19 protein-coding genes are annotated in these 26,865 nt (G+C 71.2%); 4 read left to right on the top strand and 15 right to left on the bottom strand.

What is annotated here, in order from left to right; genetic code table 11:
- The 5 genes from BT364_RS21665 to BT364_RS21645 all read right to left on the bottom strand — a co-directional run.
- Positions 1 to 410, bottom strand: a 410-nt coding sequence (locus BT364_RS21665) for an NAD(P)-binding domain-containing protein (protein ID WP_177328187.1), incomplete at its 3' end; no start/stop codon positions are given.
- Between the two features lie 100 nt (positions 411 to 510).
- The gene (ilvN, locus tag BT364_RS21660) at positions 511 to 1,038 is read right to left on the bottom strand and encodes an acetolactate synthase small subunit (RefSeq protein ID WP_072486863.1); all 528 of its coding nucleotides are present in this window, start codon (positions 1,036 to 1,038) and stop codon (positions 511 to 513) included.
- 22 nt (positions 1,039 to 1,060) lie between these two features.
- Entirely contained in the window at positions 1,061 to 2,917 is a 1,857-nt protein-coding gene (locus tag BT364_RS21655) for an acetolactate synthase large subunit (RefSeq protein WP_072486862.1), read from the bottom strand.
- Positions 2,918 to 3,133: 216 nt separating this feature from the next.
- Positions 3,134 to 5,968, bottom strand: coding sequence for a putative bifunctional diguanylate cyclase/phosphodiesterase (locus BT364_RS21650; RefSeq protein WP_072486861.1), 2,835 nt, complete (start codon positions 5,966 to 5,968; stop codon positions 3,134 to 3,136).
- Positions 5,969 to 6,245: 277 nt separating this feature from the next.
- Positions 6,246 to 7,226, bottom strand: a complete 981-nt coding sequence (locus tag BT364_RS21645) for a 2-hydroxyacid dehydrogenase (RefSeq protein ID WP_072486860.1) — start codon at positions 7,224 to 7,226, stop codon at positions 6,246 to 6,248.
- 333 nt (positions 7,227 to 7,559) lie between these two features.
- Here BT364_RS21645 and BT364_RS21640 point away from each other — a divergent pair, with 333 nt between their 5' ends.
- The 3 genes from BT364_RS21640 to BT364_RS21630 all read left to right on the top strand — a co-directional run bounded on the left by BT364_RS21640 (position 7,560) and on the right by BT364_RS21630 (position 10,136).
- The gene (locus tag BT364_RS21640) at positions 7,560 to 8,516 is read left to right on the top strand and encodes an aldo/keto reductase (RefSeq protein WP_177328189.1); all 957 of its coding nucleotides are present in this window, start codon (positions 7,560 to 7,562) and stop codon (positions 8,514 to 8,516) included.
- A 113-nt stretch (positions 8,517 to 8,629) separates the two neighbouring features.
- Entirely contained in the window at positions 8,630 to 9,868 is a 1,239-nt protein-coding gene (locus BT364_RS21635; RefSeq protein ID WP_371268631.1) for a PQQ-dependent sugar dehydrogenase, read from the top strand.
- A gap of 22 nt (positions 9,869 to 9,890) precedes the next feature.
- On the top strand, positions 9,891 to 10,136 hold the full coding sequence (locus BT364_RS21630; protein ID WP_256260120.1) for a DUF6191 domain-containing protein: 246 nt from the start codon (positions 9,891 to 9,893) through the stop codon (positions 10,134 to 10,136).
- Positions 10,137 to 10,179: 43 nt separating this feature from the next.
- On the opposite strand, the gene BT364_RS21625 is transcribed toward BT364_RS21630, so the two are convergent.
- The 6 genes from BT364_RS21625 to BT364_RS21600 form a co-directional block, all read right to left on the bottom strand.
- Entirely contained in the window at positions 10,180 to 13,314 is a 3,135-nt protein-coding gene (locus tag BT364_RS21625; protein ID WP_079179571.1) for a helix-turn-helix transcriptional regulator, read from the bottom strand.
- 130 nt (positions 13,315 to 13,444) lie between these two features.
- Positions 13,445 to 13,630: a hypothetical protein gene (locus BT364_RS21620; protein WP_072486858.1), complete on the bottom strand. Its 186-nt coding sequence runs from the start codon at positions 13,628 to 13,630 to the stop codon at positions 13,445 to 13,447.
- A gap of 212 nt (positions 13,631 to 13,842) precedes the next feature.
- Positions 13,843 to 14,448 carry a hypothetical protein gene (locus tag BT364_RS21615; protein WP_072486857.1) on the bottom strand — a complete coding sequence of 202 codons (606 nt, stop codon included), beginning with the start codon at positions 14,446 to 14,448 and terminating at the stop codon, positions 13,843 to 13,845.
- A 102-nt stretch (positions 14,449 to 14,550) separates the two neighbouring features.
- A complete protein-coding gene (locus tag BT364_RS21610) occupies positions 14,551 to 15,642 on the bottom strand; it encodes an alpha/beta hydrolase (RefSeq protein ID WP_072486856.1) in 1,092 nt (363 codons plus the stop codon).
- A gap of 84 nt (positions 15,643 to 15,726) precedes the next feature.
- A complete protein-coding gene (locus tag BT364_RS21605) occupies positions 15,727 to 16,983 on the bottom strand; it encodes a serine hydrolase domain-containing protein (RefSeq protein WP_079179573.1) in 1,257 nt (418 codons plus the stop codon).
- A gap of 65 nt (positions 16,984 to 17,048) precedes the next feature.
- Positions 17,049 to 17,288: a hypothetical protein gene (locus BT364_RS21600; protein ID WP_072486854.1), complete on the bottom strand. Its 240-nt coding sequence runs from the start codon at positions 17,286 to 17,288 to the stop codon at positions 17,049 to 17,051.
- Positions 17,289 to 17,547: 259 nt separating this feature from the next.
- Here BT364_RS21600 and BT364_RS21595 point away from each other — a divergent pair, with 259 nt between their 5' ends.
- Positions 17,548 to 20,019, top strand: a complete 2,472-nt coding sequence (locus BT364_RS21595; RefSeq protein ID WP_072486853.1) for an XRE family transcriptional regulator — start codon at positions 17,548 to 17,550, stop codon at positions 20,017 to 20,019.
- 15 nt (positions 20,020 to 20,034) lie between these two features.
- Here BT364_RS21595 and BT364_RS21590 read toward each other — a convergent pair whose 3' ends face one another.
- From BT364_RS21590 to gatB, 4 genes are all read right to left on the bottom strand, one after another.
- Positions 20,035 to 20,589 (bottom strand): GNAT family N-acetyltransferase, encoded by a 555-nt coding sequence (locus BT364_RS21590; protein WP_072486852.1) that lies wholly within the window; start codon positions 20,587 to 20,589, stop codon positions 20,035 to 20,037.
- Positions 20,589 to 22,826 (bottom strand): MMPL family transporter, encoded by a 2,238-nt coding sequence (locus tag BT364_RS21585; protein ID WP_072486851.1) that lies wholly within the window; start codon positions 22,824 to 22,826, stop codon positions 20,589 to 20,591. The genes BT364_RS21590 and BT364_RS21585 overlap by 1 nt, the downstream gene beginning before the upstream one ends.
- Positions 22,827 to 23,044: 218 nt before the next feature.
- Entirely contained in the window at positions 23,045 to 25,165 is a 2,121-nt protein-coding gene (locus BT364_RS21580) for a phosphocholine-specific phospholipase C (RefSeq protein ID WP_072486850.1), read from the bottom strand.
- A gap of 177 nt (positions 25,166 to 25,342) precedes the next feature.
- Positions 25,343 to 26,851 (bottom strand): Asp-tRNA(Asn)/Glu-tRNA(Gln) amidotransferase subunit GatB, encoded by a 1,509-nt coding sequence (gene gatB, locus BT364_RS21575; RefSeq protein WP_072486849.1) that lies wholly within the window; start codon positions 26,849 to 26,851, stop codon positions 25,343 to 25,345.
- Positions 26,852 to 26,865 lie beyond the last annotated feature (14 nt).

The following is a 26,865-nucleotide window of genomic DNA, read 5'->3' as shown; positions in this document are numbered from 1 at the left end:
ACCAGGTGGCCCGGGCCCTTCGGCGCGACCATGCAGACGTCGACGCCCGCCGGCGGCTTGATGAAGTCGAAGCGGATGTTCAGGCCGTGGCCGAAGAACAGCGCGTCGCCGTCCTTGAGGCTGTCCTTGATGGACTCCTCGTAGACCTGGGCCTGGATCGGGTCCGGGACCAGGATCATGATGACGTCGGCCTCGGCGGCGGCCTCGGACGGCGTCACCACGCGCAGGCCCTGCTCCTCCGCCTTCGCCCTGGACTTCGAGCCCTCGTGCAGACCGACCCGGACGTCGACACCCGAGTCACGCAGCGACAGCGCGTGGGCGTGACCCTGACTGCCGTAACCGATGACCGCGACCTTGCGGCCCTGGATGATGGACAGGTCGGCATCGTCGTCGTAGAACAGCTCGGCCACTGGGTTTCTCCTTGGTGTGCAGGTGTTGCGTCCCACCGTACGGCGGGGTGCGTCAGATACGTTTTCGGGTCTCGCCATACGAGCGGCGAGGCGGCGGGTCCTACGCCGTACGGTCGAGAGCGCGCAGCGAACGGTCGGTGATCGAGCGCGCGCCGCGCCCTATGGCGATGGTGCCGGACTGGACCAGCTCCTTGATGCCGTACTGCTCCAGCATCTTGAGCATGGCCTCCAGCTTGTCGGCGCCGCCGGTCGCCTCGATCGTGACGGCCTCCGGGGAGACGTCCACGGTCTTGGCGCGGAACAGCTGGACGATCTCGACGATCTGGGAGCGGGTCTCGTTGTCGGCGCGGACCTTCACCAGGACGAGCTCGCGCTGGATCGCAGCGGACGGCTCGAGTTCGACGATCTTCAGGACGTTGACCAGCTTGTTGAGCTGCTTGGTGACCTGCTCCAGGGGCAGGTCCTCGACACTCACGACGATGGTGATGCGAGAGATGTCGGGGTGTTCGGTGGTACCGACCGCGAGCGAGTCGATGTTGAAGCCGCGGCGGGAGAACAGGGCGGTGATCCGGGCGAGGACACCGGGCTTGTTCTCGACCAGGACGGAGAGCGTGTGCTTGGTGGACATGGAGTCGGTCTCTCTCTGTCTCTCAGTCGTCTTCGTTGTCGCCGAAGTCGGGACGGACCCCGCGGGCGGCCATGACCTCGTCGTTGGAGGTGCCGGCGGCGACCATCGGCCACACCATGGCGTCCTCGTGGACGATGAAGTCGATCACGACGGGGCGGTCGTTGATGGAGTTGGCCTCTTCGATGACCTTGTCCAGGTCGGCCGGGTCCTCGCAGCGGATCGCGTGGCAGCCCATGGCCTCGGACAGCTTGACGAAGTCCGGGACGCGGGTGCCCTTCGCCGGGACGCCCTCGGTGTCCGTGCCGGAGTGCAGCACCGTGTTGGAGTACCGCTGGTTGTAGAACAGGGTCTGCCACTGGCGGACCATCCCGAGCGCACCGTTGTTGATGATCGCGACCTTGATCGGGATGTTGTTGAGCGCGCAGGTGGTGAGTTCCTGGTTGGTCATCTGGAAGCAGCCGTCGCCGTCGATCGCCCAGACCGTGCGGTCCGGCATGCCGGCCTTGGCGCCCATCGCGGCCGGGACCGCGTACCCCATCGTTCCGGCGCCGCCGGAGTTCAGCCAGGTGGCGGGCTGCTCGTACTGGATGAAGTGCGAGGCCCACATCTGGTGCTGGCCGACACCCGCCGCGAAGATCGTGCCCTCGGGGGCGAGCTGTCCGATGCGCTGGATGACCTGCTGCGGCGAGAGGCTGCCGTCCTCGGGCAGGTCGTAGCCGAGCGGGTAGGTGTCGCGCCAGCGGTTGAGGTCCTTCCACCAGGCGGCGTAGTCGCCGACGTGGCCCTCGGTGTGCTCGGCCTGGACGGCCTGGACCAGGTCGGCCAGGACCTCGCGGGCGTCCCCGACGATCGGGACGTCGGCGGCGCGGTTCTTGCCGATCTCGGCGGGGTCGATGTCGGCGTGGACGATCTTGGCGTACGGGGCGAAGCTGTCCAGCTTGCCGGTGACGCGGTCGTCGAAGCGGGCTCCGAGGGCGACGATCAGGTCAGCCTTCTGCAGCGCGGTGACGGCGGTGACCGCACCGTGCATGCCCGGCATTCCGACGTGCAGCGGGTGGCTGTCGGGGAATGCGCCGAGCGCCATCAGTGTGGTGGTGACGGGCGCTCCGGTGAGCTCTGCGAGGACCTTCAGTTCGGCGGTGGCCCCCGCCTTGATGACGCCGCCGCCGACGTACAGCACCGGCCGCTTGGCCTGGGTGATCAGCTTGGCGGCTTCGCGGATCTGCTTGGCGTGCGGCTTGGTGACCGGGCGGTAGCCGGGCAGGTCCTGGGTGGGCGGCCAGCTGAACGTGGTCCGCGCCTGGAGGGCGTCCTTGGCGATGTCGACGAGGACCGGGCCCGGACGGCCGGTGGAGGCGATGTGGAAGGCCTCGGCGATCGTGTGCGGGATGTCCTCGGCCTTGGTGACCAGGAAGTTGTGCTTGGTGACCGGCATGGTGATGCCGCAGATGTCGGCTTCCTGGAAGGCGTCCGTGCCGATCGCCTTGGAGGCGACCTGGCCGGTGATCGCGACCAGCGGGACGGAGTCCATGTGGGCGTCGGCGATCGGGGTGACCAGGTTGGTGGCGCCGGGGCCCGAGGTGGCCATGCAGACACCGACCTTGCCGGTGGCCTGCGCGTAGCCGGTGGCCGCGTGTCCGGCGCCCTGCTCGTGGCGGACCAGCACATGACGGACCCGGGTGGAGTCCATCATCGGGTCGTACGCCGGAAGGATGGCGCCGCCGGGAATGCCGAATACCGTGTCGGCCCCCACCTCCTCGAGGGAGCGGATGAGGGACTGCGCGCCCGTGACGTGCTCAACGGTGGCGGCGGACGGTCCGCCGTTACGGGCCCGCGGCTGGGGATGGTGGGCCCCGGTGGCCTGCTCGGTCATCGGCATTCTCTTCTCGAAGCTGAGGGTTTCTGCGGGTGTTTTGCGACAGTTTGCGTGGTGCCGGTGCAACAAAAAACCCCTCGTGCCGTGAGGCAAGCGAGGGGAGCGCGTCGGTGCGGTCTGCAGAGTGCCTGGTGGGACTCTGCTTCAGCCGACGCGCTTTCCAAGTACGAGAATTCGGGTGCGCATGGCATTGACCCTCTCTCCGACGCACTCGACGTGTCAAGTGGGTGGGACGGGCGTCTCAATATGTGAACTGCCGAGGAGGGGGACGGAGCCGCCGGTCAGGACCGGCTGAGCCATGGTGCTGCCGGGCACCGGAAACTCTCCGCGGGCCAGGGCGCGGCGCAGCCGGTACTCGTCGAGCGGCCCGGAGAAAGCCATTCCCTGGCCGTGCGTACAGCCCATGGCGCGCAGCGCGAGGACCTGCTCCGGTACGTCGACCCCGTCGGCCACGGACTGCATGCCGAGGTCGCAGGCGATACGCAGCAGGCCGCTGGTGATCTTGTGCAGTCGGGCGGACTCCACCACGCCCTCGACGAGGCCGCGGTCCAGTTTCAGTACGTCGATGGGGAGCCGGCGCAGGGCGTTGATCGCGGCGTAGCCGCTGCCGAAGCCGTCGAGCGCGATGCGGACACCGATGCGGCGCAGGGCCACGAGACGCTGCTCCAGTTCGTCGAAGGGGATCCGGGGGTCGCTGTCGGCGACCTCGATCATCAGAGCCCCGGAGGGCAGGCCGTGCCGGGTCAGCAGCGCCTCGACGGAGCTGAACGGCATCCCCTTGTCGAGGAGCCGGCGGGCGGAGAGCCGCACGGCGACGGAGACCGGGTGTCCGGCCCTGGTCCGGTCGGCGGCCTGCTCGACCGCCTCTTCGAGGAGCCAGCGGCCGAGCTCGGCGGTGCGGTCACTGTCCTCGGCGACGCGGAGGAACTCGGCCGGGGTGAACAGGATGCCCTGGGCGGAGCGCCAGCGGGCCTGGGCGGCCACGGCGGCGACCGTGCCGCTGGCAAGGTTCACGACGGGCTGGTGGAGCAGGGCGAACTCGCCGTCGCGCAGGGCGGTGCGCAGCCGGGCGGCCAGCTCGGAGCGGCGCACCACGTCGGCCTGCATCTGCGGGGCGTACAGCTCGACGCGGTCCTTGCCGCCCGCCTTGGCGCGGTACATGGCGAGGTCGGCGTTGCGCATGAGGTCGCTGGGGGTGATGCCGGGCTCGGCGAAGGCGACCCCGATGGACGCGGCGACCCGGACCTCTCCGGCGCCGATCCGGTACGGCTGGGAGAGGGTGAGGCGCAGCCGGTCGGCGATCTCGTGGACCTGGCACTCCCGGGCGGACTGGTCGCGGGTGCCGTCGCCGAGGATGATCGTCGCGAATTCGTCGCCGCCGAGGCGGGCCGCGGTGTCGCCCGCGCGGACGGATTCGTGGAGGCGGCGGGCGGCCTGGATGAGGAGCTCGTCGCCGGCCTGGTGGCCGAGGCGGTCGTTGACCGCCTTGAAGCCGTCGAGGTCGATGAAGAGCACGGCGGTGCCGGAGTCGCCGGAGCGGCGGCCGCCGAGGGCCTGGCGGACCCGCTTGGTGAACAGGGCCCGGTTGGGCAGGTCGGTGAGCGGGTCGTGTTCGGCGCTGTGCTGCAACTGGGCCTGCAGCCGGACCCGTTCGGTCACGTCGCGGCTGTTGAGGATCAGCCCGCCCTGGTGCCGGTTGACCGTGGATTCGACGTTGAGCCAGTCGCCCGTACCGGATCTGAAGCGGCACTCGATCCGGGTGGTGGGCTCCTCGCCCGGCGGTGCGGCGAGGAACCGGCGCACCTCGTGGACCACCCGCCCCAGGTCCTCGGGGTGGATGATCGAGGCGAGCTCGGCGCCGACCAGGTCGTCGGCATCGCGCCCGTACACCCCGGCGGCGGCGGGGCTGACGTAGCGCAGCACGCCGGTGGGGGCGGCGATCATGATGACGTCGCTGGAGCCCTGCACCAGGGAGCGGAAGTGGTTCTCCTTCTGCGCCAGTTCCTGGGTGAGGGCGATGTTGTCGACGAGCATGATGCCCTGCCGGACGACCAGGGCGAGCACCACCGTGCAGCCGGTGAGGATCACGACGCGGTCCACCCGGCGGCCCTCGACGGCGCTGTAGAGAATGCCGAGGGTGCAGACGGCGGCGGCGAGATAGGGCGTCAGTGCGGCCAGCGATCCCGCGATGGGGCGGCTGGCGGGAAGCATGCTCCGCGTCGGGAAAGCGTTGTCCGCGGCCCTGTTCGCGCCCCAGGGGGCGTACGCCAGGAGCAGCGAGCCGGCGAACCAGCCCGCGTCCAGCATGTGGCCGGAGTGATAGGTCTGGCGCAGCAGCGGTGAGGTGAACAGCGCGTCGGACAGGACCGTCAGGGCGAGCGCGGCGACGGCGGTGTTCACCGCGGAGCGGTTGACGTTGGACCGCCGGAAGTGCAGGGCCAGCACCATGGAGACCAGCACGATGTCCAGCAGCGGATAGGCCAGCGCGAGCGCCGCGCGGGCCACGCTCACGTCCTCGGCGCCCACCAGATGCGCGGTGTGCGCCAGGGCGAGGCTCCAGGAGAGCGTGAGGAGCGATCCGCCGATCAGCCAGGAGTCCAGCACGAGACAGAGCCAGCCGGCCCGGGTGACGGGTCGCTTGGCGAGGACGAGCAGCCCGACGATGGCGGGCGGCGCGAAGCAGAGGAAGAAGACGTCGGCCAGGGAGGGGGTGGGCACCGGAAGCCCGAGCACGACCTCGTACCAGCCCCAGACGGCGTTGCCCGCGGAGGCCATGAACGAGGAGAGCGAGAAGAGCAGCCAGGCGGGCCGGAACCGGCTGCTGCCGGCCCGCGCGTAGCGGTAGCAGGAGACGGCGGCGACCAGCGCCGCCGCGCTGAGACCGAAATCCCCCATGACGCGCGCCAGTTGCGGTGAACCCCAGCCGAGGGCCGATCCCGCGGCATATCCGGCCCAGACGACGCCGAGCAGGATCTGCCAGACCAGCGCGGACGCGCCGCCCGCGGCCGGCCTCCGGGAGAGGAGTGCGCCGAGGGCGTCGACCGGCGCGCTCACCGGGGCGCCCCCGGTGTGGCCGGGTGCGCTCGCACCCGGCGGCCCGCCATCCCCCGTCGGCTGTCCGGCGGTGTCGGATCATGCACCCTTCGGCCGTACATCGCCCGTCGCCCCCTCGCGTGTCGCGTCCTCCCCGGCGCCGTCCCCTTCCACGGCGCAGCGCCCCTTTCGGGACGATACACCAGACCGGTCACGCAGGGACATAGTTCCTCTACTCTCCGTGACGACCTGGAGGGTTTTCCGGAACAGTGTGCGACCGAGGGCCTCCGCAGCGTGGTCAGCCGATGGTGCGGACCACGTTCCGCACCGGCTCTCCCGCGGCGAACCGGCGCAGCTGCCCGGCCAGCAGGCGCTTGGCGCGTGGCTCGAAAGCCGATGTGCTGCCGCCCACGTGCGGCGTGATCAGGACGTTCGGAGCATGCCAGAGCGGGTGGCCGACGGGCAGCGGTTCCGGGTCGGTGACGTCGAGGGCGGCCCGCAGCCTGCCGGACTGGAGTTCGAGCAGCAGTGCCTCGGTGTCGACGACGCCGCCGCGTGCGACGTTCACGAGCAGCGCCCCTTCCTGCATCGCGGCGAGGAACTCCGCATCGACCAGCCCCTGTGTGGACGGGTTCAGCGGGGTGGACAGCACGACGACATCGGCCTCGGGCAGCAGTACCGGCAGGTCGTCGAGCGTGTGCACGGGGCCGCGTGCGGCTGTCCGCGCGGAGCGCGCGACGCGCCCCACCCGCGCGCACTCGAAGGGCGCGAGCCGGTCCTCGATGGCGGCGCCGATCGATCCGTACCCCACGATCAGCACGGACTTGTCGGCGAGCGCGGGGTAGAAGCCGGACCGCCACTCCTCCTTGTCCTGGCCGTGGACGAACCCGGGGACACCGCGCAGGGAGGAGAGGATCAGCGTGAGGGCGAGCTCCGCGGTGGATGCCTCGTGGACCCCCTTGGCGTTGCACAGCCGTACCCCGGCCGGCAGCAGACCGAGCGCGGGCTCGACGTGGTCGATGCCCGCGGAGAGTGTCTGCACGACCTGGACGCCCGCCATGCCGCCGAGCGGCCGGACCGCGACTTCGGAGCCCTTCATGTACGGCACGACGTAGAAGGCGCAGTCGGCGGGGTCGGCGGGGTAGTCCGGTTCGCCGTCCCAGAACCGGTAGTTGAGCCCCTCGGGGAGCCCTTCGACCTCGTCGGCCGGGAACGGCAGCCATACGTCGGGCGTCTTCGTCACGTCGGGGGTCTTCGCCTCGCCGGGAGTCTTCGTCATGGTCAGGAGGTTAGGGCCTGTCCGGCGGATCGGGGTCGGACAGGGCGCGGCGTCTGGTGCGGTGCATCGCAAGGCGCCGGAGCGTCCTGATAGCGGAGCTATTCGGACGGTTCGGCAACCCGCGAGGTGCCGTGCCAGACGCCGCGACCCCGGCCATGATCCGCCGGACAGGCCCTGATCGGCGGAGGCCGTGCGAGGAGCGGCGGGCGGCAGAGGTTACTTTGGGGTGCGGTGCGGTCCCGTGGACGGCGGGGCATGGGCCCGGTTCGACGGCGGGGCCTGGGGAGGATCGGGGAGTTGGAGCGCAGGAGTCTCGGTGCGGCGGCGCTCGCCGTGGGGGCGGTCGGTCTCGGCTGCATGCCGATGAGCTGGGCGTACAGCGCCTCGCAGCAGCACGGTGACCGTGCGTTGCGTACGGTGCACGCCGCGCTCGACGCGGGCGTGCAACTGCTCGACACGGCCGACATGTACGGCCCGTTCACCAATGAGCTGCTGGTGGGGCGGGCGCTGAAGGGCCGCAGGTCGGACGCGTTCGTCTCCACCAAGTGCGGACTGCTGGTGGGTGATCAGCACATCGTGGCCAATGGCCGGCCCGGCTATGTGCGGCGGGCCTGCGACGCCTCGCTGCGCCGGCTCCAGACCGATGTGATCGATCTGTACCAGCTGCACCGGGCCGATCCCGAGGTGCCCGTCGAGGAGACCTGGGGCGCGATGGCGGAGCTGGTGACCGCCGGAAAGGTGCGGGCGCTCGGACTCTGCGCGGTCGGGGCACGGGCCTCGCGCCGGCCGGGTTCACGGATGTACGACGAAACGATCCGTCAGCTGGAGCGCGTGCAGCAGGTCTTCCCGGTGAGCGCGGTGCAGGCAGAGCTCTCGGTCTGGTCGCCGGACGCTCTGGAGTCGTTGCTTCCGTGGTGCACGGCACGGGGCGTGGGGCTGCTGGCGGCGATGCCGCTGGGCAGCGGCTATCTGACCGGCACGCTGACGCCGGGGCAGGGCTTCGAACCGGAGGATCTGCGCGCCCGGCATCCCCGGTTCACGGCGGAGATGATGGCGGCGAACCAGCCGGTGGTCGTCGGGCTGCGGCGGATCGCCGAGCGGCACGGGGCGAGTGCCGCGCAGGTGGCGCTGGCCTGGGTGCTGCGGCAGGGTCCGCACGTGGTGCCGGTGCCTGGCACCAAGCGGGAGGGGTGGGCGGTGGAGAACGCGGGGGCGGCCGGGCTGAACCTGACCGCGCGGGATCTGGCGGAGATCGCCGCGTTGCCCGGGGCTCAGGGGTCCTGGGACTGATATCGGCCCCCGCCCCTGAACACCGGTCGGCAGAATTGGCGGGCATCGGGAACCCCGGGGCGGGGCCGCGGTGTAAGAACAGTAGTCAGGTGGCCGTCGAAGGGATCGGTGCTGTGCGCGGTGTTCTGTTCGGATCTGTACAAGGCCCCGCCGGGCCGCGGGGCCGCCGCCGTGGCCTGCGCCGCGGGACGGTGGCCGCGCTGGCCGCCGGCTCGCTGGTGCTGACCGCGGGGTGTTCCTCGGACGGCAGCTCCGCCGGTACGGCGGGCGTCGGCGGGACGCCACCGGTCGCCCGCTCCTCGTCCGCCGCCCCGAAGCCGTCCGCCTCGCGGTCCCTGCCGCCCGCGAAGGGCTCGGTGCGGGTGGTGTCGACGCTCACCGAGGGCCTGGACTCGCCCTGGGGGCTGGCGGCGCTGCCCGGCGGTGATCTGCTGGTCTCCTCCCGTGACAAGGGCACGATCACCCGGATCGACGGGAAGACCGGCAAGAAGACCCTGCTGGGCGCGGTGCCCGGGGTGTCGCCCGCCGGTGAGGGCGGACTGCTGGGGATCGCGGTCTCCCCCGCGTACGGCGCGGACCACCTGGTGTACGCGTACTTCACGACCGAGTCCGACAACCGCATCGCCCGCATGCAGTACGACGAGAACGGCACCACGCCCGGCCGGCTGCTGGGCGCGCCGGACACGATCCTGCGCGGCATCCCCAAGGGGGCGATCCACAACGGCGGGCGGATCGCCTTCGGCCCCGACCACATGCTGTACGCGGGCACCGGGGAGACGGGCGACGACGGTCTCGCCCAGGACAAGAAGTCGCTGGCCGGCAAGATCCTGCGGATGACCCCGGACGGGGAACCGCTGCACGGCAATCCGGCGGCCGACTCCGTGGTGTATTCGTACGGCCACCGCAATGTGCAGGGGCTGGCCTGGGACGGGCAGCAGCAGCTGTGGGCGTCCGAATTCGGGCAGGACACCTGGGACGAGCTGAACCGGATCGTGCCGGACGGGAACTACGGCTGGCCGGAGGCCGAGGGCCGGGCGGGGCAGAAGGGATTCATCGATCCCGTGGCCCAGTGGAAGACGTCCGAGGCGTCCCCGAGCGGAATCGCCTTCGTCAAGGGTTCGATCTGGATGGCCGGCCTGCGCGGGGAGCGGCTCTGGCGGATTCCGTTGTCCGGCAGCGGCGGGAGGGAACCTCTCGCGGCCCCGCAGTCGTTCCTGGTAGGGAAGTACGGCCGTCTGCGTACCGTGCTCGCCGCAGGCGGCGACAGGCTCTGGCTCGTCACGAGCAATACGGACACCCGTGGCACCCCCAAGCCGGGAGACGACAGGATCCTGGAACTGGCGGTGCGGTAGCGGCTACAGCAGGTGAAAGGGCGTGCGACCGGTGTTCAACTTCTTCGAGGAACTCTTCGCACCGGGCCGCAAGCACACCGCCGAGGAGCAGAAGCGGCTGGAGCTGACCCGGGTGGATCTCGGCGTCGGTGACCCGGGGCGCGGGCCGATCGACCTGGCCTCCGGAAAGGTGGTCGTCAGGGCGCCCGGCGCGGGCGCCGACGCGGACGCGGACCGGGGGCCCGATCAGGACCCGGACGCCCCCGAAACCCCGGACACCCGGGCCTGAGCGAGCGGGGCGGGCCGGGTACGGCCGTCGGCCCTGGCCCCGGTCAGGAGGCGTCCCGGGTGGGGTACAGGCGGAGCCGGTGGGCAAGGGCGGCCGCCTCGCCTCGGCTGGAGACGCCGAGCTTGGCGAGAATGCTGGAGACGTGCACGCTCGCGGTCTTGGGCGATATGTAGAGCTCCTCGGCGATCCTGCGGTTGGTGTGGCCGGCCGCGACCAGCCGGTGCACGTCCTGTTCGCGTCGCGTCAGCCCGAACGACTCCACCGCGGCCGCGGCCGCCTCGCGCAGACGGTCCTCGGTGCGCTCCCGGCCCGCGGCCCCGTCGCCGGTGCCGTCCTCGGCGGGGACGGTGACGGCGGCCGGGATCTCGGGTGCGGTGCCGCGGTCCGGGGCGGTGAGGGCGATGCGGGCGCGGCCGGCCAGCAGCTCGACGGTCTCGGTCAGCGGGCGCGCGCCGAGCCGCACGGAGGTGCCGTGTGCCTCGCGCAGCAGGGCGGTGACGGTGGACCGGTCGCCGGCGGCGACGAGGAGGGCCTCGGCCCAGCGGTGCTGGATCCGGGCCAGCTCGTACGGGCGGTGCAGGGGCGCGAAGGCGGCCGCCGCGCGGGACCAGTGGCCGGGGGTGTCGAGGCCCTCCGCCCTGGCCAGCTCGGCATCGATCAGGAGACCGTGGGCGGCCCAGACGGGGACGAGCATCGGCAGCCCCTTCAGGTGGGCGCGGATGCGGGCGAGGACCGCCGGCCGGCCCGGGTCGGCGGCGGGCAGGCCCCGGGCGTCGGCCTCGGCGGCGGCCGCGACATGGAGCAGCGGCAGGGCGTACCGCTGGGTGCCGGGCGGGAATCCCTGTTCCGACCGGGCCTCGAACTCGGCCCGCGCCTCGGCCAGTCGGCCCTGCTGCACGGCGAGGGCCATGGCATGGCGTGCGGGCACGATGACGTGCTGGGGCTGCGGGTCCCGGGAGCCGAAACTGCGCCGGGCCAGGGCGAGTTGCGCCTCGGCCTCGGCCAGGTCGCCCCGGGCCAGGGCGAGTTCGGTGCGGCGCGAGGCCACGAGCCCCTGCGCCTTGCCGGACCGGGCAACGCGGGCCGCCGCGTCGGTGGTGGCCCGGCTCTCGTCCCAGTGCCCCAGGGAGAACAGCGAGTCCGCCCGGTTGCAGCGGACCCAGGCCTCCATGTCGGCGACGCCGTGGCTGAGGCTGATCTCGATGCCGTGGTCCGCGGCGGCCACGGCCTCCAGGGAGCGGCCCATGGATTCGAGGGTGGAGGGGAGGTTGATGGCGGCCCGGCTCATGATGCCGACCAGGTGCAGTTCGTCGGCGCGGTCGCGGACGGCGTACATCTCGGCGATGCCCTCGTCGACGCCGCCCGCCTCGGCGGTGAGCCAGCCGCGGGTGAGCCGGGCGTGCAGCCCGATGTACTCGTCGCCGACGAGCCTGGCGTACTCCACCGCCCGGTCGGCGGCGAGCAGGGTCTCGGCACCGGGGCGGTGCAGGGCGCCCCATCCCGCCACGCTCATCAGGACATCGGCGTGGACGGCGGACGGGGGCAGGCCGCGGACGAGCTCCTGGGCGGCGGCCAGTTCCTCGCGGCCGTCGCCGCGGGTGAGGTCCTGCATCAGCCGGGAGCGCTGGACCCAGAACCAGGCGGCGCGCAACGGGTCGTCCTCGCCCTCCAGGACCCGCATGGCCTTCTTGGCGATGGCCAGGGCGCGTTCGCGCTCCCCGCCGAACCGGGCGGCGACGGTGGCCTCGGCCATCAGGTCGAGATAGCGCAGCGGGGTGGTCTCGGGGTCGCAGCCGCAGGCCGGGTAGCTCTCGGCGTAGTCGATGGGCCGCAGGGTGCGGCGTACGTCGTCGGGGGCGTCGTCCCACAGTTCCATCGCCCGTTCCAGCAGGCGGAGTTGTTCGGAGAAAGCGTAGCGGCGGCGGGTCTCGACGGAGGCCTTCAGCACGGCGGGCAGCGCCTTGGCGGCGTCGTGTGCGCCGTACCAGTAGCTGGCGAGGCGGGTGGCGCGCTCTCCGGCGCGGACGAGGGTGGGGTCGGCCTCCAGGGCCTGTGCGTAGCGCCGGTTGAGCCGGGAGCGCTCGCCGGGCAGCAGGTCGTCGCTGACGGCCTCGCGGACCAGGGAGTGCCGGAAGCGGTAGCCGTTGCCCTCCGGGGTGGTGAGCAGCAGGTTGGCGCCGACGACCGCCCGCAGCGCCTCGATGAGTTGGTCCTCGGTCAGCCCGGCGACCGCGGCGAGCAGTCCGTACTCGATGGTGGAGCCGCCCTCGGCAACGATCCGGGCGACCTGCTGGGCGTCGTCGGGGAGCGCCTCGACGCGTACGAGCAGGAGGTCGCGCAGCGAGTCGGAGAGCCGGGAGTGGTCACCGCTCTCCAGGCTGCAGGCGAGTTCCTCGACGAAGAAGGCGTTGCCGTCGGAGCGTTCGAAGATCTCGTCCGCGAGGACGGCCTCGGGGGTGGCGGCGAGGATGCCGGTGAGCTGGCGGCGGACCTCGGCACGGTTGAAGCGGGCGAGTTCGATCCGGCGGACGGTGCGCAGCCGGTCCAGCTCGGCAAGGAGGGGGCGCAGCGGGTGGCGGCGGTGGATGTCGTCGGAGCGGTAGGTGCCGATCACGACGAGGCGACCGTTGCGCACGGTGCGGAAGAGGTAGGCGAGGAGGTGGCGGGTGGAGGCGTCGGCCCAGTGCAGGTCTTCCAGGACGAGGACGACGGCGCGTTCGGCGGAGATGCGTTCCAGGAGTCGGGCGGTGAGTTCGAAGAGGCGGGCGGTGCTGTGCTCGTCCGTCGCGTCCCGGTCGGCCTCGCCGAGTTCGGGAAGCAGCCGGGCCAGCTCGCCCTCCTGCCCGGCGCAGGCCGCGGCGACCTCCTCGGGCAGGGTGCGGCGCAGGGCCCGCAGCGCGGTGGAGAACGGGGCGTAGGGCAGGCCGTCGGCACCGATCTCGACGCAGCCGCCGACGGCGACGGCCGCGCCGCGGCGGACCGCGGCCGCGAGGAACTCCTCGACCAGCCGGGTCTTGCCGACCCCCGCCTCACCGCCGATGAGCAGGGCCTGCGGTTCGCCCGAAACGTCGGCACCCTCCGCGCCGGCGCGGGCGAGCGCGTCGACGAGCGAGGCGAACTCGCTCTCTCGGCCGACGAACACGGGACTGACGGACCTGGTCTCCACGTCGCCGAGCATCGCACACGGGTCCGGTCGCGCGGGCCCCGGACCGGGGCCGTCCGGCCCCGGTCGAGCATCGGTCCGGGGCCGTCGGGCGTCGGTTCAGCAGTCATCGGTCCACCGGAACCGAGGCGCCGTCACCCGGCCTTCACGCGGCGTGGACGAATCGTTTCCGGTCCGTACTCAGCGGCCCCTCTGCCTCCTTGCGTCCGGGATGCCGGGCGGCCCTGCGGGCAACCCGGCGGGCGCGAGCGGCCTCCAGGACGAGTCGTTCCTGCTCGGCCCGGCGGTGCAGTTCGGCCATGCGCAGCGTGTGGAGTTCGAAGGTGTGCATGTGCTTCTCCCGGAGGACGACGGCCCGTTGGGGCCCGATGGGGTCGGCAGCGCTTCTGCCGTGCCTTCACTGTCGTCCCTCAGGAGGTGTCGCGGCATCGGGCAGGATCCGCATCTTCGCGGGCGGGGAGCCTCAGAAACTCGTGGCCCCTGCCGTATACGGGACCGGGTCCCTCGGGCGGATGCCCTATGCCGTGTCCCCGGCCCTTGTGCTCAGCCGGCGGCGCCCGTGGTCGGCAGCGGCACGATGAGGTCGAAGTACATGGCTGCGGAGATCACCAGACCGAGGACACCGAGCGCGATGCCGGCGGTCGCGACGGCGCGCACCCAGCCGGGCTGCGGGTCAGCGGAGGGTGCGCCGAAGGCCGGGCGGACCAGGGCGAAGACTCCGACCAGCAGGGCGAGCAGTGCGAAGAGTCCGTTGACCAGTGCGGTGGAGTGCCAGGCGTCGCCGTAGATCTCGGAGATCTGCTGGGCGGCGCTGCCACCGGCCGAGGTCTTGATCTGGCCGATCAGGGTCTCGCGCTCGGCGGCGACCTTGCCGGTCCAGGACCCGGTGAGCGCGACGACACCGAGCCCGGCCGCGGCCACGGCGGCGGCCGCGGCGCCGAGGCCGGAGGACTGCTTGTCCGAGTCGTCGAGGCCGTCCGGCTCCAGGTCCTCGGCCTCCGCGAGTGCTTCCTCGGCTCCGTCGGCTTCGCCCGCGGCCTTGTCCGTCTTGACCATGTCGTACGCGGCGTCCTCGGTCGCGGTCTCCTCGGCATCGGGTGCCGAGGGGGCAGTGGGGTCGGTGGGGTTCGCGGAAGTCGTGGGGTTCATGTTCCGCACGCTAGGCGGCCCGGATGAGAGCCCCCTTAACGACCGCCCGGCCGACGGGCGGACGCCCGCCGGCCGGGGGCCGGGCCTGGTTCCGTCGGGGGGTCAGCCCGCCGTGCCGAACGAGTCCTGGAGCCGGGGGATGTAGTCGGCCAGCGCGGGGGCCCAGCAGCCGTAGTTGTGGCCGCCGTCGCAGGTGGGCGCCAGCGCCGACCCGTCGCCGTAGTCGACGAGGCGGCTGGGCAGACCGAGCGTGTCCATGCGGGTCTTGACGTTCCTGGCGGCGATCGCGGTGAAGTGGTCTATCACGTCGTTGTCGCCGGTGTAGAGCGTGACGTCGGTCTCGGCGAGCTTGGCCAGGTTGACCGGGGCGGCCGGGTCGACCGCCTTCCAGACCCGGTCCGCGTTCAGCACCGGGTACGGGGAACCGAAGATCGCGTCGCTGTCGACCATGGGCCCGTAACCGGTGCACTGGCCGGTCCCGGACGGGGTGGAGGTGCTCACGGCGCACCAGGCGCCGGTCAGGTTGAGTTCCGTGGCCAGGACCGCCGCGCGGACCTCCGCCATGCCGAAGTCGATGCCGCCGGACAGGGAGGCGACGTGGCCGAAGAGGTCGGGGCGGGCCTCGCCGTAGTGCAGGGCGCCGAACCCGCCCATCGACAGGCCGACGACGGCCCGGTGGTCCCTGTCGGCGACGGTGCGCAGGTTGGCGTCGATGAAGGGGACGACCTGCTCCAGGTGGAAGGTCTCCCAGTTCGCCGCGCCCTCGGCGGTGTTCTGCATGACCCAGTCGGCGAACCAGCCCTTCAGGCCGGCGTCCGGCACGACGGTGATCATCGAGTCCGAGCGCAACGCCGGGGCGGCCGCGGCGTCATCCACGGTTCCGCCCCCGCCGTGCAGGAAGTACGTCACCGGCCAGCGCTTCCCGGGGTCGGTGCGGTAGCCGCTGGGCAGGAAGATGCGGATCTTGTGCTTCCCGGCCACCTGAGGGGTGGTCACGGTGATGGTGAAGTCGGTGGCCGAGTGCACCTCGGTGCCCCCGGCGACCTGGGTCAGACCGAATCCGTCGGTCAGCACCGGAGGGGCGGCGCCGTCGGCGTGGGCGAGCGGGGCGGTGAGGGTCGCGGCCATGGTCAGCGCGGCGGCGGCCACGGCCGTTCGCGCCCGGGTCCGCCAGGTGGTCCGTGGTGTTCTCATCGGGTGTCCTCTCCGAGAGCGCGGCTCTCGCTGTGGGGGAAGGCCCCGGCCCGGCGGCCGGGAGAGCCCTTCCGGTCGTGGTTCTCAGAGCGCGCAGAACGCGTCGGTCATGGCCTTGCCCGTATGGGCCTGTCCCGGCGTACCGCCGAGAAGATGGAACTCGTTGTTCGCGTGCGCCACCTGCTCGGTGCCGTCCTCGCTGCTCAGCCACTCGCTGAAGTAACCGAGCACCGCGCCGTTGTGTCCCCAGGCCGACTTCCCGCAGGACAGCTTTATGCGCTCGATGCCCAGCCCGTAGCCGATGTCGGCGGTCACGGGAACGGTGGTCTTGAGCTCGGCCATCTGCGCGGGCTCAAGGAGCTTTCCGGTCATCAGCGCCCGGGAGAACGTGGCCAGGTCGTCCATGGTCGACACCATGGCCCCGGCGCTCCCGAAGACCTGCACGTTGGAGGCCGTCGCGTCGTTGATGAAGATCGTCCGGATCGCGTAGCCGTGGAGGTAGTTGCCGTAGAGCGCGGGGTCGGATGTGGGGAAGCTGGTGTCGCGCAGGCCGAGCGGTTCGATGATGCGCCGCTGGATCTGCGTGGCCGCGTCCTCGCCGGTGACGGCCTTGATCACCATGCCCGCGAGCACGTAGTTGGTGTTGGAGTAGTCGAACTTCTCGCCCGGCTCGGTCGTCGGCGCGCGCATGGCGAGGGCGACGTTGACCAGGTTCTGCGGCGGGAAGACCTCCCTCGGGTTGGTGTTGAGGAAGTACGGCCCGTTGATCTGTATGGTTTTGAAGTAGTCGGGCAGGCCCGAGGTGTGGTTGAGCAGCTGACGGATAGTGATCTTCGAGCCGTCGTAGCCGTTGGCGGCGACCGCCCCCGGCAGCCACTTGGCGACGGTGTCGTCCAGCGAGAGTTTCTTCTCGCCCTCCAGCTGGAGCAGCACGGTGGAGGTGAACGCCTTGGTGTTGCTGCCGATCCGGAACCTCGCCTTCGGGTCGGCGGGCACCTTGGTCGCGCGGTCACCGACACCCGCGTGCACGTACTGGGTGGTGTCGCCCTTCCGCACCATGCCGATCACGCCCGGGTATCCGTCGGCGATCCCCTGCTGGGCACCGGCCTGCAGGATGTCGGCCGGGGTCTGGGCGGCGGTCGAGGACTCGGCAGCCGATGAGGCGGTGGCCGGGGCGGCGGCGGTCGCCGTGCCGGCACCGGTCATCAGCAGGCAGGCCGCGGTGGCCACCGGCAGCAGCCAGCGCCGGTGCCCGCGCACCCGCGAGGTGCGCCGGGCCGTGCCACCGGTGGACCGGTTCGCCGTGCCGGCCTCGATACCTGATCCGGAATCGTCGCGCATGCTCATTTTCTTTCCTGTCCCTTTCGGTCGGTCATTCCGGCTGTCTGGTGGGGTTCGGCTGCGCCTCAGCGTTGACACGCGGCCGCGATGATCAGCAGAAGCACGAGAACTGCCGCTGCTTGGAGGCAGGCGAGGCCGCCGAGACGGCTGCCTTGCGGATTTCGCCGATTGGTCTCCACATGGCCACCGGCGAGAATTCCCGGGTGCTGCTTGTTGTAGTGATCCAGTTGGCGTTGTGCGCCCTCGGACTCGGCGAGCCACGGCGTCTTGAATCCGCATTCGCCGCACCAGAATCGGTAGACCATGTCAACTCCTCATGAGTCGTAGCAGGAGAAATTCATGAGAGGCGATCAGATCCGATGCCGGTGCCGTTCCGGCCGCATGGACGCCATCTGCTTCCCGGATGCCCGGCGGGGTGCGCCGCCCCGTGTCGGCGCACCGGCCGGGCACCACTGATCGTGCTGTTCACGCCATTCCGCGAACAGGACAGGCGACCGGCCATATATGACCGGTCGCCACCGGTAGGGTCGTCGCGACCGCGCTCGGTGGTGGAAGGATGTCGAAGTGGCGGATCAGCTCGGCACGTTGCTGCGTCGGCTGCGTAACCGGTCGGGGCTCACGCAGGAGCAGCTGGAGGCACGGTCCGGAGTGAGCGTGCGTACGATCCGCAGACTGGAGAACGGCAGATCCAGCGATCACCGGCTGGGTACGGTGAACCTGCTGGCGGACGCGCTGGAGGCCGGGCCCGAGGACCGTCAGCGGCTCGCCGCCACGCTCGCGAGGTCGAAGGCCGAACCGGCCGGCGAACCCGGCCCCGTACCGGTACCCGAATCCGCCCCCGTACCGGAATCCTTACCTGCACAGAACTCCGGGCAGAATCACGGGCGGATTCCCGGAAGGAACCCCGTACAGAACCCCGGGCCAAATGTCCTCCCCACCTCCACCACTTCACCCGCTCACGGCGAACTCGTCACCGCTTCCACCGAATTGGCCCGGGAAATCCGGCGCCGCTGGCAGCGCGAGGAGGAACACCGCCGGGTGCACGACCCGTTTCCGCTTCCGGTGCGCTGGCAGGACGCCCCCGAATCGCTGACCGACCATTCGGAGAACATCCAGCGTCTGCCGCCGGGAGCGACGCCGGACCGAATGGACCTGAGCGGCGATCTGGGCAGCGTGGCCGAGGTCTACCGGCGGATCGGGTCGGGGCGGCTCGTGGTCCTCGGCCGGGCCGGATCCGGCAAGTCGATCCTGACGATCAGGTTCGTCCTGGACCAGCTGGAGGCCCGCGAGCCGCACGACCGGGTGCCGGTGGTCTTCAGCATCGGCTCCTGGGATCCCACGGCCGTCGCGCTGCGGGACTGGCTGATCGACCGGCTGGTGCGCGACCACCCGCATCTCACCCGCCGGGCCCCCGACGGCTCGACGCTGGCGGCCGCCCTGGTCGACGCGGATCTCGTACTGCCGGTCCTGGACGGGTTCGACGAGATCGCGGAAGGTCTGCGGAGTACGGCCCTGGAGGTGCTCAACGCCACCTCGCTCCCGCTCGTCCTGACCAGCCGGCGCGGCGAGTTCGCCGAGGCCGTCCAGGAGGCCGGTGCCCCGCTGGTCTGGGCCGCCGGTCTCGAACTGACCGATCTCACCCTCGAAGACCTCTCCGACTACCTGCCCCGGACGGCCCGGCCGGTCCCCCGCGACGACGGCGGGACCACGCCGGTCTGGACCCCCGTACTGGACCGGCTGCGCGCCCGGGAGAGCGGGGCCGCCGGCCCCCTGGCCAGGGTCCTGAGCACCCCGCTCATGATCATCCTGGCGCGGACGATGTACAGCGAGGCGCCCGACAGGAACCCGGCGGAGCTGCTGGAGGCCGAGCGCTTCCCCGACGAGAACTCCCTCGAAGAACATCTGCTGGCGGGCTTCGTGCCGACGGTCTACCGGCGTCGCGTCGCCGAGCGGAGCGCCACCCGTCGCCGGGAGCGGCAGCGCGATCCGGAGCGCGCCGAGCGCTGGCTCGGCTTTCTCGCCCACCATCTGGCCCGGCTCGACGGCGACCAGCAGGACCTCGCGTGGTGGCGGATCGGTGATTCGCTGCGGCTGTCCACGCGGCTGCTGTCGGTGGCGGTGTCCTCGGCGCTCTGCGTCACGCTCGCGGTGTGGTTCGTCAACCTGATCAACGTGCCGTTCCCGGTCGGCGAGGTGCTCATGTCGGGCTGTTCGATGGGGGCGGTCGCCGGTCTCGCCTACGGGTGTGTCCACGCGATCCTGGTCCGGTTCGGCACCACGGCCTTCGAACCCGCCCATGTACGGCTGCGGCTGCCCGGCGGGGGCACCGGCGTCGGCCGCAGACCGGTGCGCACGTTCGTCGCCCGGTTCGGCGCCGTCCTGCCGGGCGGTTTCGTGATGGGCGTCGGATGCGCCTGTGCCCTCGCCCTCCAGCGCTGGCTGTACTACGGGATCCCGCTCGCGAACGAGCTGGTGATCAAGGGCACCCTCATCAACATGCTGGTCCTCGGCCTGATCTTCGGCGCGGGCGCCGGGCTCGTCTTCGGGATCATGGCCATGCTCGAAGCGCCGCTGGACGTCGCCTCCGCGGCCACCCCGGCCGGCCTGCTGGCCTCGAACCGCGCGACGGTGCTCCGGCAGGTTCTCGTACTGGTACCGATGCTCACCCTGGCCATCGCGGTCGGCGGGCACCTGATCACCGGCCTGCTCGACGGAATCCTCGGACCGCTGATCTGGAACGCGGCGGACGGGCTCGTCATCGGTGTCATCGGCGGGCTCGGCGGCACGTGCTCGTACGCGCTCTCGTTCACCGCCTGGGGTCGGTGGCTGGTCCTGTCGCGCGTATGGCTGCCCCTGACCGGCAGACTGCCCTGGGACACGGTGGCCTTCCTGGACGACGCCTACCGCCGGGGCGTGCTGCGCCAGACCGGCGCGGTGTACCAGTTCCGCCACATCCGGCTCCAGCACCACCTCGCCCGCACGTACCGCGAGCACCAGAGCAAGTACGCACCGGCCAGATTCGGTCCCGGCGCATAGGGCCTCTCGTTCGGATCAGTCCTTCCGTGCCCGCCACTCCCGGGCCAGCACCGACCAGATCTCCGAGTCGTGCCGCTCACCCCGGTACAGGTAGTTCTCGCGCAGCACCCCGTCGCGCGTCATGCCGAGCCGCTCGGCGACGGCGATGCTGGCGGTGTTCGCGGCGGACGCGTCCCACTCCACGCGGTGCATGCCGCGCTCGTACACCGCCCAGTCGATCAGCTTCCGGGACGCCCGGGTGATCAGGCCGCGCCCCTGGCCCGCCGGCTCCAGCCAGCAGCCGATCTCGCAGTTCCCCGACTCCGCGTCGAAGATCCGGAACAGGACGCCGCCGACGAGCGTGCCCTCCAGCCAGATGCCGTAGATCCGCCCCGTGTCCGTCGCCTGCTTCTCCGCGTACCGCCGCAGCAGCTCCCGCGCCGAGTCCAGGTCGGTGGCGAAGGAGGCGAAGGGGATCCACGGATCGACGAGCTCGCGGGCCCGGTCCATGTGGTCCAGGAACTCCTGGGCCTGCCAGATCTCCAGCGGACGCAGTTCCGCTCCGTCGTCACCCAGGGATATCGCGAACATCATGCTCCTTCTCGTACCGCTTCCACCGCTTGCGCGGGCTGCGCCACCTCCGCGGGTCGCGCTGCCTGCGGGATCTTCGCATGCGGGAGGCCGTGCTCGGGAGGCTCGATGCTGATCCGCGGCAGCAGCCGGTCCAGCCGGCGCGGCAGCCACCAGTTCGCCCCGCCCAGCAGATGCATCAGCGCGGGGACCAGCAGCGTACGGAGGACGAAGGCGTCCAGCAGGACGGCGGCGGCGAGCGCGATGCCGAACATGGCGATGACCCGGTCCCCGCTGAGGACGAAGGCGAGGAAGACCGAAATCATGATCACGGCCGCCGAGTTGATCACCCGGCCGGTCTCGGCGAGGCCCACCCGCACGGCCCGCCGGTTGTCACCGGTCGCCAGCCACTCCTCGTACATCCGCCCCACCAGGAACACCTGGTAGTCCATGGACAGTCCGAAGAGCACGGACACCATGATCACCGGCAGGAACGGTTCGATGGGCCCCGAGCTGCCGAGGCCCAGCAGTTCGCTCCCCCAGCCCCACTGGAAGATCGCGACGACGACCCCGAACGAGGAGGCGACGGCGGCCACATTCATCACCGCGGCCTTCAGCGGAATGGCGATCGACCGGAAGGCCAGCAGCAGAAGCAGACAGCCGAGCCCTATGACCACACCGACGAAGAGCGGGAGTTTGCCGATGATGATCCGGGCGAAGTCGTCGTAACTGGCGGTCACTCCCCCGACATGGGCCTGGAGCGAGTTGTTCTCCTCGGCCTTCGGCAGGACGTCCGTACGCAGCCGGTCGACGAGCTCGCTGGTCTCCTGGGACTGCGGCGACGAGTTCGGTACGACGGTGACGAAGGCCGTACTGCCGCTGCTGTTGTACGTGACCGGGCCGACCGAGGCCACGCCCTCGGTGGACCGCAGGGTGGCGGGCAGGGCGTCCATCGCGAGCCGGTCGTCGGCGCCGTCCAGCTGTGCGGCGATGGTCAGCGGCCCGTTGACGCCGGGGCCGAATCCGTCGGCCAGCAGGTCGTACGCCTGCCGGGTGGTCGACGAGGAGGGGTTGTTGCCCTGGTCGGAGCTGCCCAGATGCAGGGAGAAGGTGGGCAGCGCGAGGACCAGCATCACCACGGCGGCGCACGCCCCGAGCAGCTTGGGGTGGCGTTCGACGAAGGCGGACCAGCGGGCCGCGAAGCCCGTGGGCACCTCGGGCTGCGGGCCGTGCTCGGCGAGCCGTCTGCGCTCGCGCCGGCTCAGCGCCCGCGGGCCGATGAAGGAGAGCAGGGCGGGCAGCAGGGTCACGGAGGCGGCCACGGTCAGGACGACGGTGAGCGAGGCGGCGATCGCCACACCATTGAGGAAACCGAGCCGCAGGATCAGCATGCCGAGCAGTGCGATGCAGACGGTCGCCCCGGCGAAGACGACGGCGCGGCCGGTCGTCGCGACGGCGGTCTGGGCGGCCTCGGTGACCGACAGGCCCCTGCGCAGTCCTCTGCGGTGTCCGGTGACGATGAACAGCGCGTAGTCGATGCCGACGCCGAGCCCGATCAGCATGCCCAGCATGGGCGCGAAGTCGGCGACGGTCATCAGATGGCCGAGCAGTACGGTGCCCGCGTAGGCGGTGCCGACGGAGACCAGCGCGGTGGCGATGGGCAGCATGCTGGCGGCGAGGGAGCCGAAGGCGAGGAAGAGGACGACCGCCGCGACGACGACCCCGACGGCCTCGCTGAGGTGGGCGGAGGGTGCTTCGGTGAGGGCGACGGCGGGGCCGCCCAGCTCCACCTGGAGGTGGTCCCCGGCGGCCGCCTTCGCGGTGTCCACGACCGCCCTGACCTGCTGCACCGGGATGTCCTCGACCAGCTGGTCGAAGGTGACCGCGGCGTAGGCGGTGTGTCCGTCGGCGCTGATCTGTGCGGTGCCGGACGCGCCGTACGGTCCGGTGACCGCGCCGACCCCGGGCAGTTCCTCGACCGCGTGCAGGGTCCGGGTCATCGTCTGCCGGACGTCGTCGGCCCGCACGGTGGAGTCGGAGGTGTGCCAGACGATGGTGTCGGTGTCACCGCCGAGATCCGTGAAGCCGCCCTTGAGGAGCTCGGTGGCCCGGCCGGACTCCGTACCGGGCACCTCGTAGTCGTTGGAGTACGCGGAACCCGCGAAGCCCGCCGCGGTGGCCGTGCCGCCGAGGGCGAGCAGCCAGACGAGGACGGCGAGGAGACGGTGCCTGATGCACCAGCGGGCGATGGCGGCCAACGGACGTGCTCCCTGCTGGTTCGTGGTCCTTTGCCGGTACAAAGCATGAATTACCCGCAAAGAAAGCATGACCTGAGAACCGTCACTCTGGCAGCCGAAAGTGATCCTTTGTCTCTTTCGTGGCCTTACTCACAGCCCTGGCCGGGAGCCCTTGCTCACAGCGGTTTCCGGCGGGGCGCCGCGTCGTACGACGCGGCGCCCCGCCTCCCGGATCCGGATCAGCCCGAGACGCTCGCCCGGCCGTTCTCGATGTGCCCCATCAGCCGGCGCCGGAAGGTGTCGTCCCCGTCGACGGAGACGGCCAGGTCGTACCAGCCGTGCGCGTCGGCCGCCGAGTGCACCACCGTGCGGCTGCGCCCCGGCTTGACCTTGACGGTCCGGGTCCAGTCCCGCAGGTCCGCCTCGTCGACGTAGCCCAGCGGCTCCACGGTGAAGGTGAGCGTCGTGCGCCCCGTGTTGCGCAGCGTGAGATGCAGATCGCGCTCATGGGCGTCGATCCGTGAGGCGACCTCGGCCGGGGCGCCGTCCTTCGCGGCCCCGGCGAACTCACGGCGGAAGCCGTTCGGCCCCGTCACCGTGAACCGGTACGCCGCGCCGGTGACGGGCACCGTCCACTGCGCCGTGCCCTTCACATCCCGGTGCTGCGGTACGGGGAACTCACCGGCGTACGGATACAGCGCGAAGTGCGCCGACGAGCGCCCGGTGTTGCTGAGGGCCACCTGCACCGCGCCGTCCACCGGCTTCGCCTGCGCGTCCGGCTGGTACGGCAGCGCGCGGGCCGGGCGCGCGCCCGGCTCCTGCACGGGCATGTGCTGCACGAGCGGCGGCTTCGGCGCCCAGCGGCCGCTGAACGGCGGAATGGCACCCGGCTGCTCCACCTCGGGGCGGCGGCGTGCGCGCGAGAAGTCGAAGGCCGAGGTCAGGTCGCCGGTGACGGTGCGCCGCCAGTCGCCGATGTTCGGTTCCTTCACTCCGGTCCAGCGCTCCAGGAAGCGGATGACGGAGGTGTGGTCGAAGACCTCGGAGCAGACGTAACCGCCGACGGTCCACGGCGATATCACGAGCATCGGCACCCGTATGCCGAGACCGGTGGGCTTGCCCTCCCACTGCTCCTCGGTCACCTCGGGCGAGGCGACCGGCGGCGGCACGTGGTCGAAGAAGCCGTCGTTCTCGTCGTAGTTGATGAAGACGGCGGTGTGCCGCCACACATCGGGGTGCTTGCCCAGCGCGTCCAGGACCTTGTAGACGATCGTCGCGCTGTGGATCGGCGAGGAGACGCTCGGGTGCTCCGAGTCGACGGCCGAGGGCACCAGGTAGGAGACCTCGGGCAGGGTGCCCGCCGCCACGTCCTTGGCGAACTCGTCGGCCAGCGTTCCGGTCTCCACCCGGCGCAACGCCCGCTCGAAGAGGCTGCGTTCGGCCTTGTCGAGGGTGGCGACGCCCTCCTCCAGCAGACCGAACAGCCGCTCCCGCTCCGCGGCGTCCGCGTCGCGCACCGCGGCGTAGAACGACTCCATGAAGGTATGGCCGCCGGTCTTCGCGAGCGCCTTGCGGGCGACCGCCTTGAAGGTGGCGAAGAACTCGATCTGGTTGTCGGTGAAGTTCTCCCACTCGGTGTACGTGCGCCAGCTGTGCCCGGCCTTCTCCAGCCGCTCCGCGTACGTGCCCCAGTCGTAGCCGGGGTGGGTGCCCTCGTTGTACGCGTCGTTGCCGACGGCCCGCTTGCCGTTCGGCTCGTTGCCCGTCTTCCCGCTCCACAGGTGGTTGCGGTTGGGGCTGGTCGAGGTGTGGATGGAGGAGTGGTACGCGTCGCAGACCGTGAAGGTGTCGGCCAGTTCGTAGTGGAGCGGGATGTCGCGGCGGTCGTAGTACGCCATGGTGGCGGCCGTCTTGGCGGTCACCCAGCCGTTCATCCACCCGCCGGCCCACGCCTTGCCGCCACCGCTCCAGGAGTGGTCGAGCGCGCCGATGTACTGGAGGTCCTTCTTCTGCGTCTCGGCGGCGTCGCGCACCGGGAACGGCAGCACGGAGGTGCCCAGCGGTGCGGGCTGCTCGAAGACCGGCTTGCCCGAGGGCAGCTCGACGGCATTGCGGTCACCGAAGCCGCGTACGCCCCGGAGCGTCCCGAAGTAGTGGTCGAAGGAACGGTTCTCCTGCATGAGGATCACCACGTGCTTGATGGCTCCGAGCCCGTCACGGCCTCCGGACCCCGCCGAGTGCGCCGGCTGCGCGGCGATCGCGGCCTGCAGCGACGGCGGCAGCAGCGACCCCGCCGCCGCGGCGCCGAGCGCACCGCCGCCGAGCGCGAAGAGCCGTCGCCGTGAAATGTCCGTGGTCAAGTTGAGCCTCCCGAGTCCGGTCGTACAGCCGGGAAGCTAATCAAGCCGGGTGACCTGCGGAAGGATTTCGTACGGCTCCGTGGTGAACGTCCAACAGGTCTTGCGGGAAAGTCCAAGGGGCGGCGCGCCCGTGGTCGTGGGTGCGCCGCCCCTCGGGGACGTGCCTGCGGAGAGGGTTCAGCCCTCGACGCCGAGCTTCTCCAGGATCAGCTCACGGACCCGGGCCGCGTCCGCCTGGCCCCGGGTGGCCTTCATGACCGCACCGACGAGTGCGCCCGCCGCCGCGACCTTGCCGCCGCGGATCTTGTCCGCGATGGCCGCGTTGGCGGCGATGGCCTCGTCGACGGCCGTGGACAGCGCGCCCTCGTCGGAGACGACCTTCAGGCCGCGCTTCTCGACGACGGTGTCCGGGTCGCCCTCGCCCGCGAGGACGCCCTCGATGACCTGGCGGGCCAGCTTGTCGTTGAGGTCGCCCGAGGTGACGAGCTCGGCCACCCTGGCGACCTGCACCGGGGTGATCGGCAGCGCGTCGAGGCCGCGGCCGGTCTCGTTGGCGTTACGGGCCAGCTCGCCCATCCACCACTTGCGGGCCTGGTCCGAGGGGGCGCCCGCGTCGGTCGTGGCGACGATCAGGTCGACCGCGCCGGCGTTGAGGATGGACTGCATGTCGTGCTCGGAGACACCCCACTCCTCCTTCAGCCGCTTGCGGCGCAGCCGCGGCAGCTCGGGGAGGCCCCTGCGCAGTTCCTCGACCCACTCGCGGGCCGGGGCGACCGGTACCAGGTCGGGCTCGGGGAAGTAGCGGTAGTCCTCGGCGTTGTCCTTGATGCGGCCGGCCGTGGTGGAGCCGTCCTCCTCGTGGAAGTGCCGGGTCTCCTGCACGATCGTGCCGCCGGAGGACAGCACGGCCGCGTGGCGCTGGATCTCGAACCGGGCGGCACGCTCGACGGAACGCAGCGAGTTCACGTTCTTCGTCTCGGAGCGCGTACCGAAGGTCTCGGTGCCGTTGGGGCGCAGCGACAGGTTGACGTCGCAGCGCATCTGGCCCATCTCCATACGGGCCTCCGAGACGCCGAGCGCCTTGATGAGCTCGCGGAGCTCGGCGACGTACGCCTTGGCGACCTCGGGGGCCCGTGCGCCCGCGCCCTCGATCGGCTTGGTGACGATCTCGATGAGCGGGATGCCCGCGCGGTTGTAGTCGAGCAGGGAGTGGGACGCGCCTTGGATGCGGCCGGTGGCACCGCCGACGTGGGTCGACTTGCCGGTGTCCTCCTCCATGTGGGCGCGCTCGATCTGCACCCGGAAGATCTCCCCGTCCTCCAGCTGGACGTCCAGATAGCCGTTGTAGGCGATCGGCTCGTCGTACTGGGAGGTCTGGAAGTTCTTCGGCATGTCCGGATAGAAGTAGTTCTTCCGGGCGAAGCGGCACCACTCGGCGATCTCGCAGTTCAGCGCGAGGCCGATCTTGATGGCGGACTCGACGCCGATCTCGTTGACGACCGGCAGGGCGCCGGGCAGGCCGAGACAGACCGGGCAGGTCTGGGAGTTGGCGTCCTGCTTGAGCTCGGTGGAGCAGCCACAGAACATCTTGGTCTTGGTGCCGAGCTCGACATGGACCTCCAGGCCCATGACAGGGTCGTAGGACGCGAGCGCGTCCTCGTACGACACCAGGTCGGTGACAGTCACGGTGAAACTTCCCT

Source organism: Streptomyces atratus, assembly GCF_900119365.1.
GTDB lineage: Bacteria > Actinomycetota > Actinomycetes > Streptomycetales > Streptomycetaceae > Streptomyces > Streptomyces atratus_B.
Note: the sequence above shows the minus strand (reverse complement) of the source record. Positions and strands in the feature narration are given on the sequence as shown.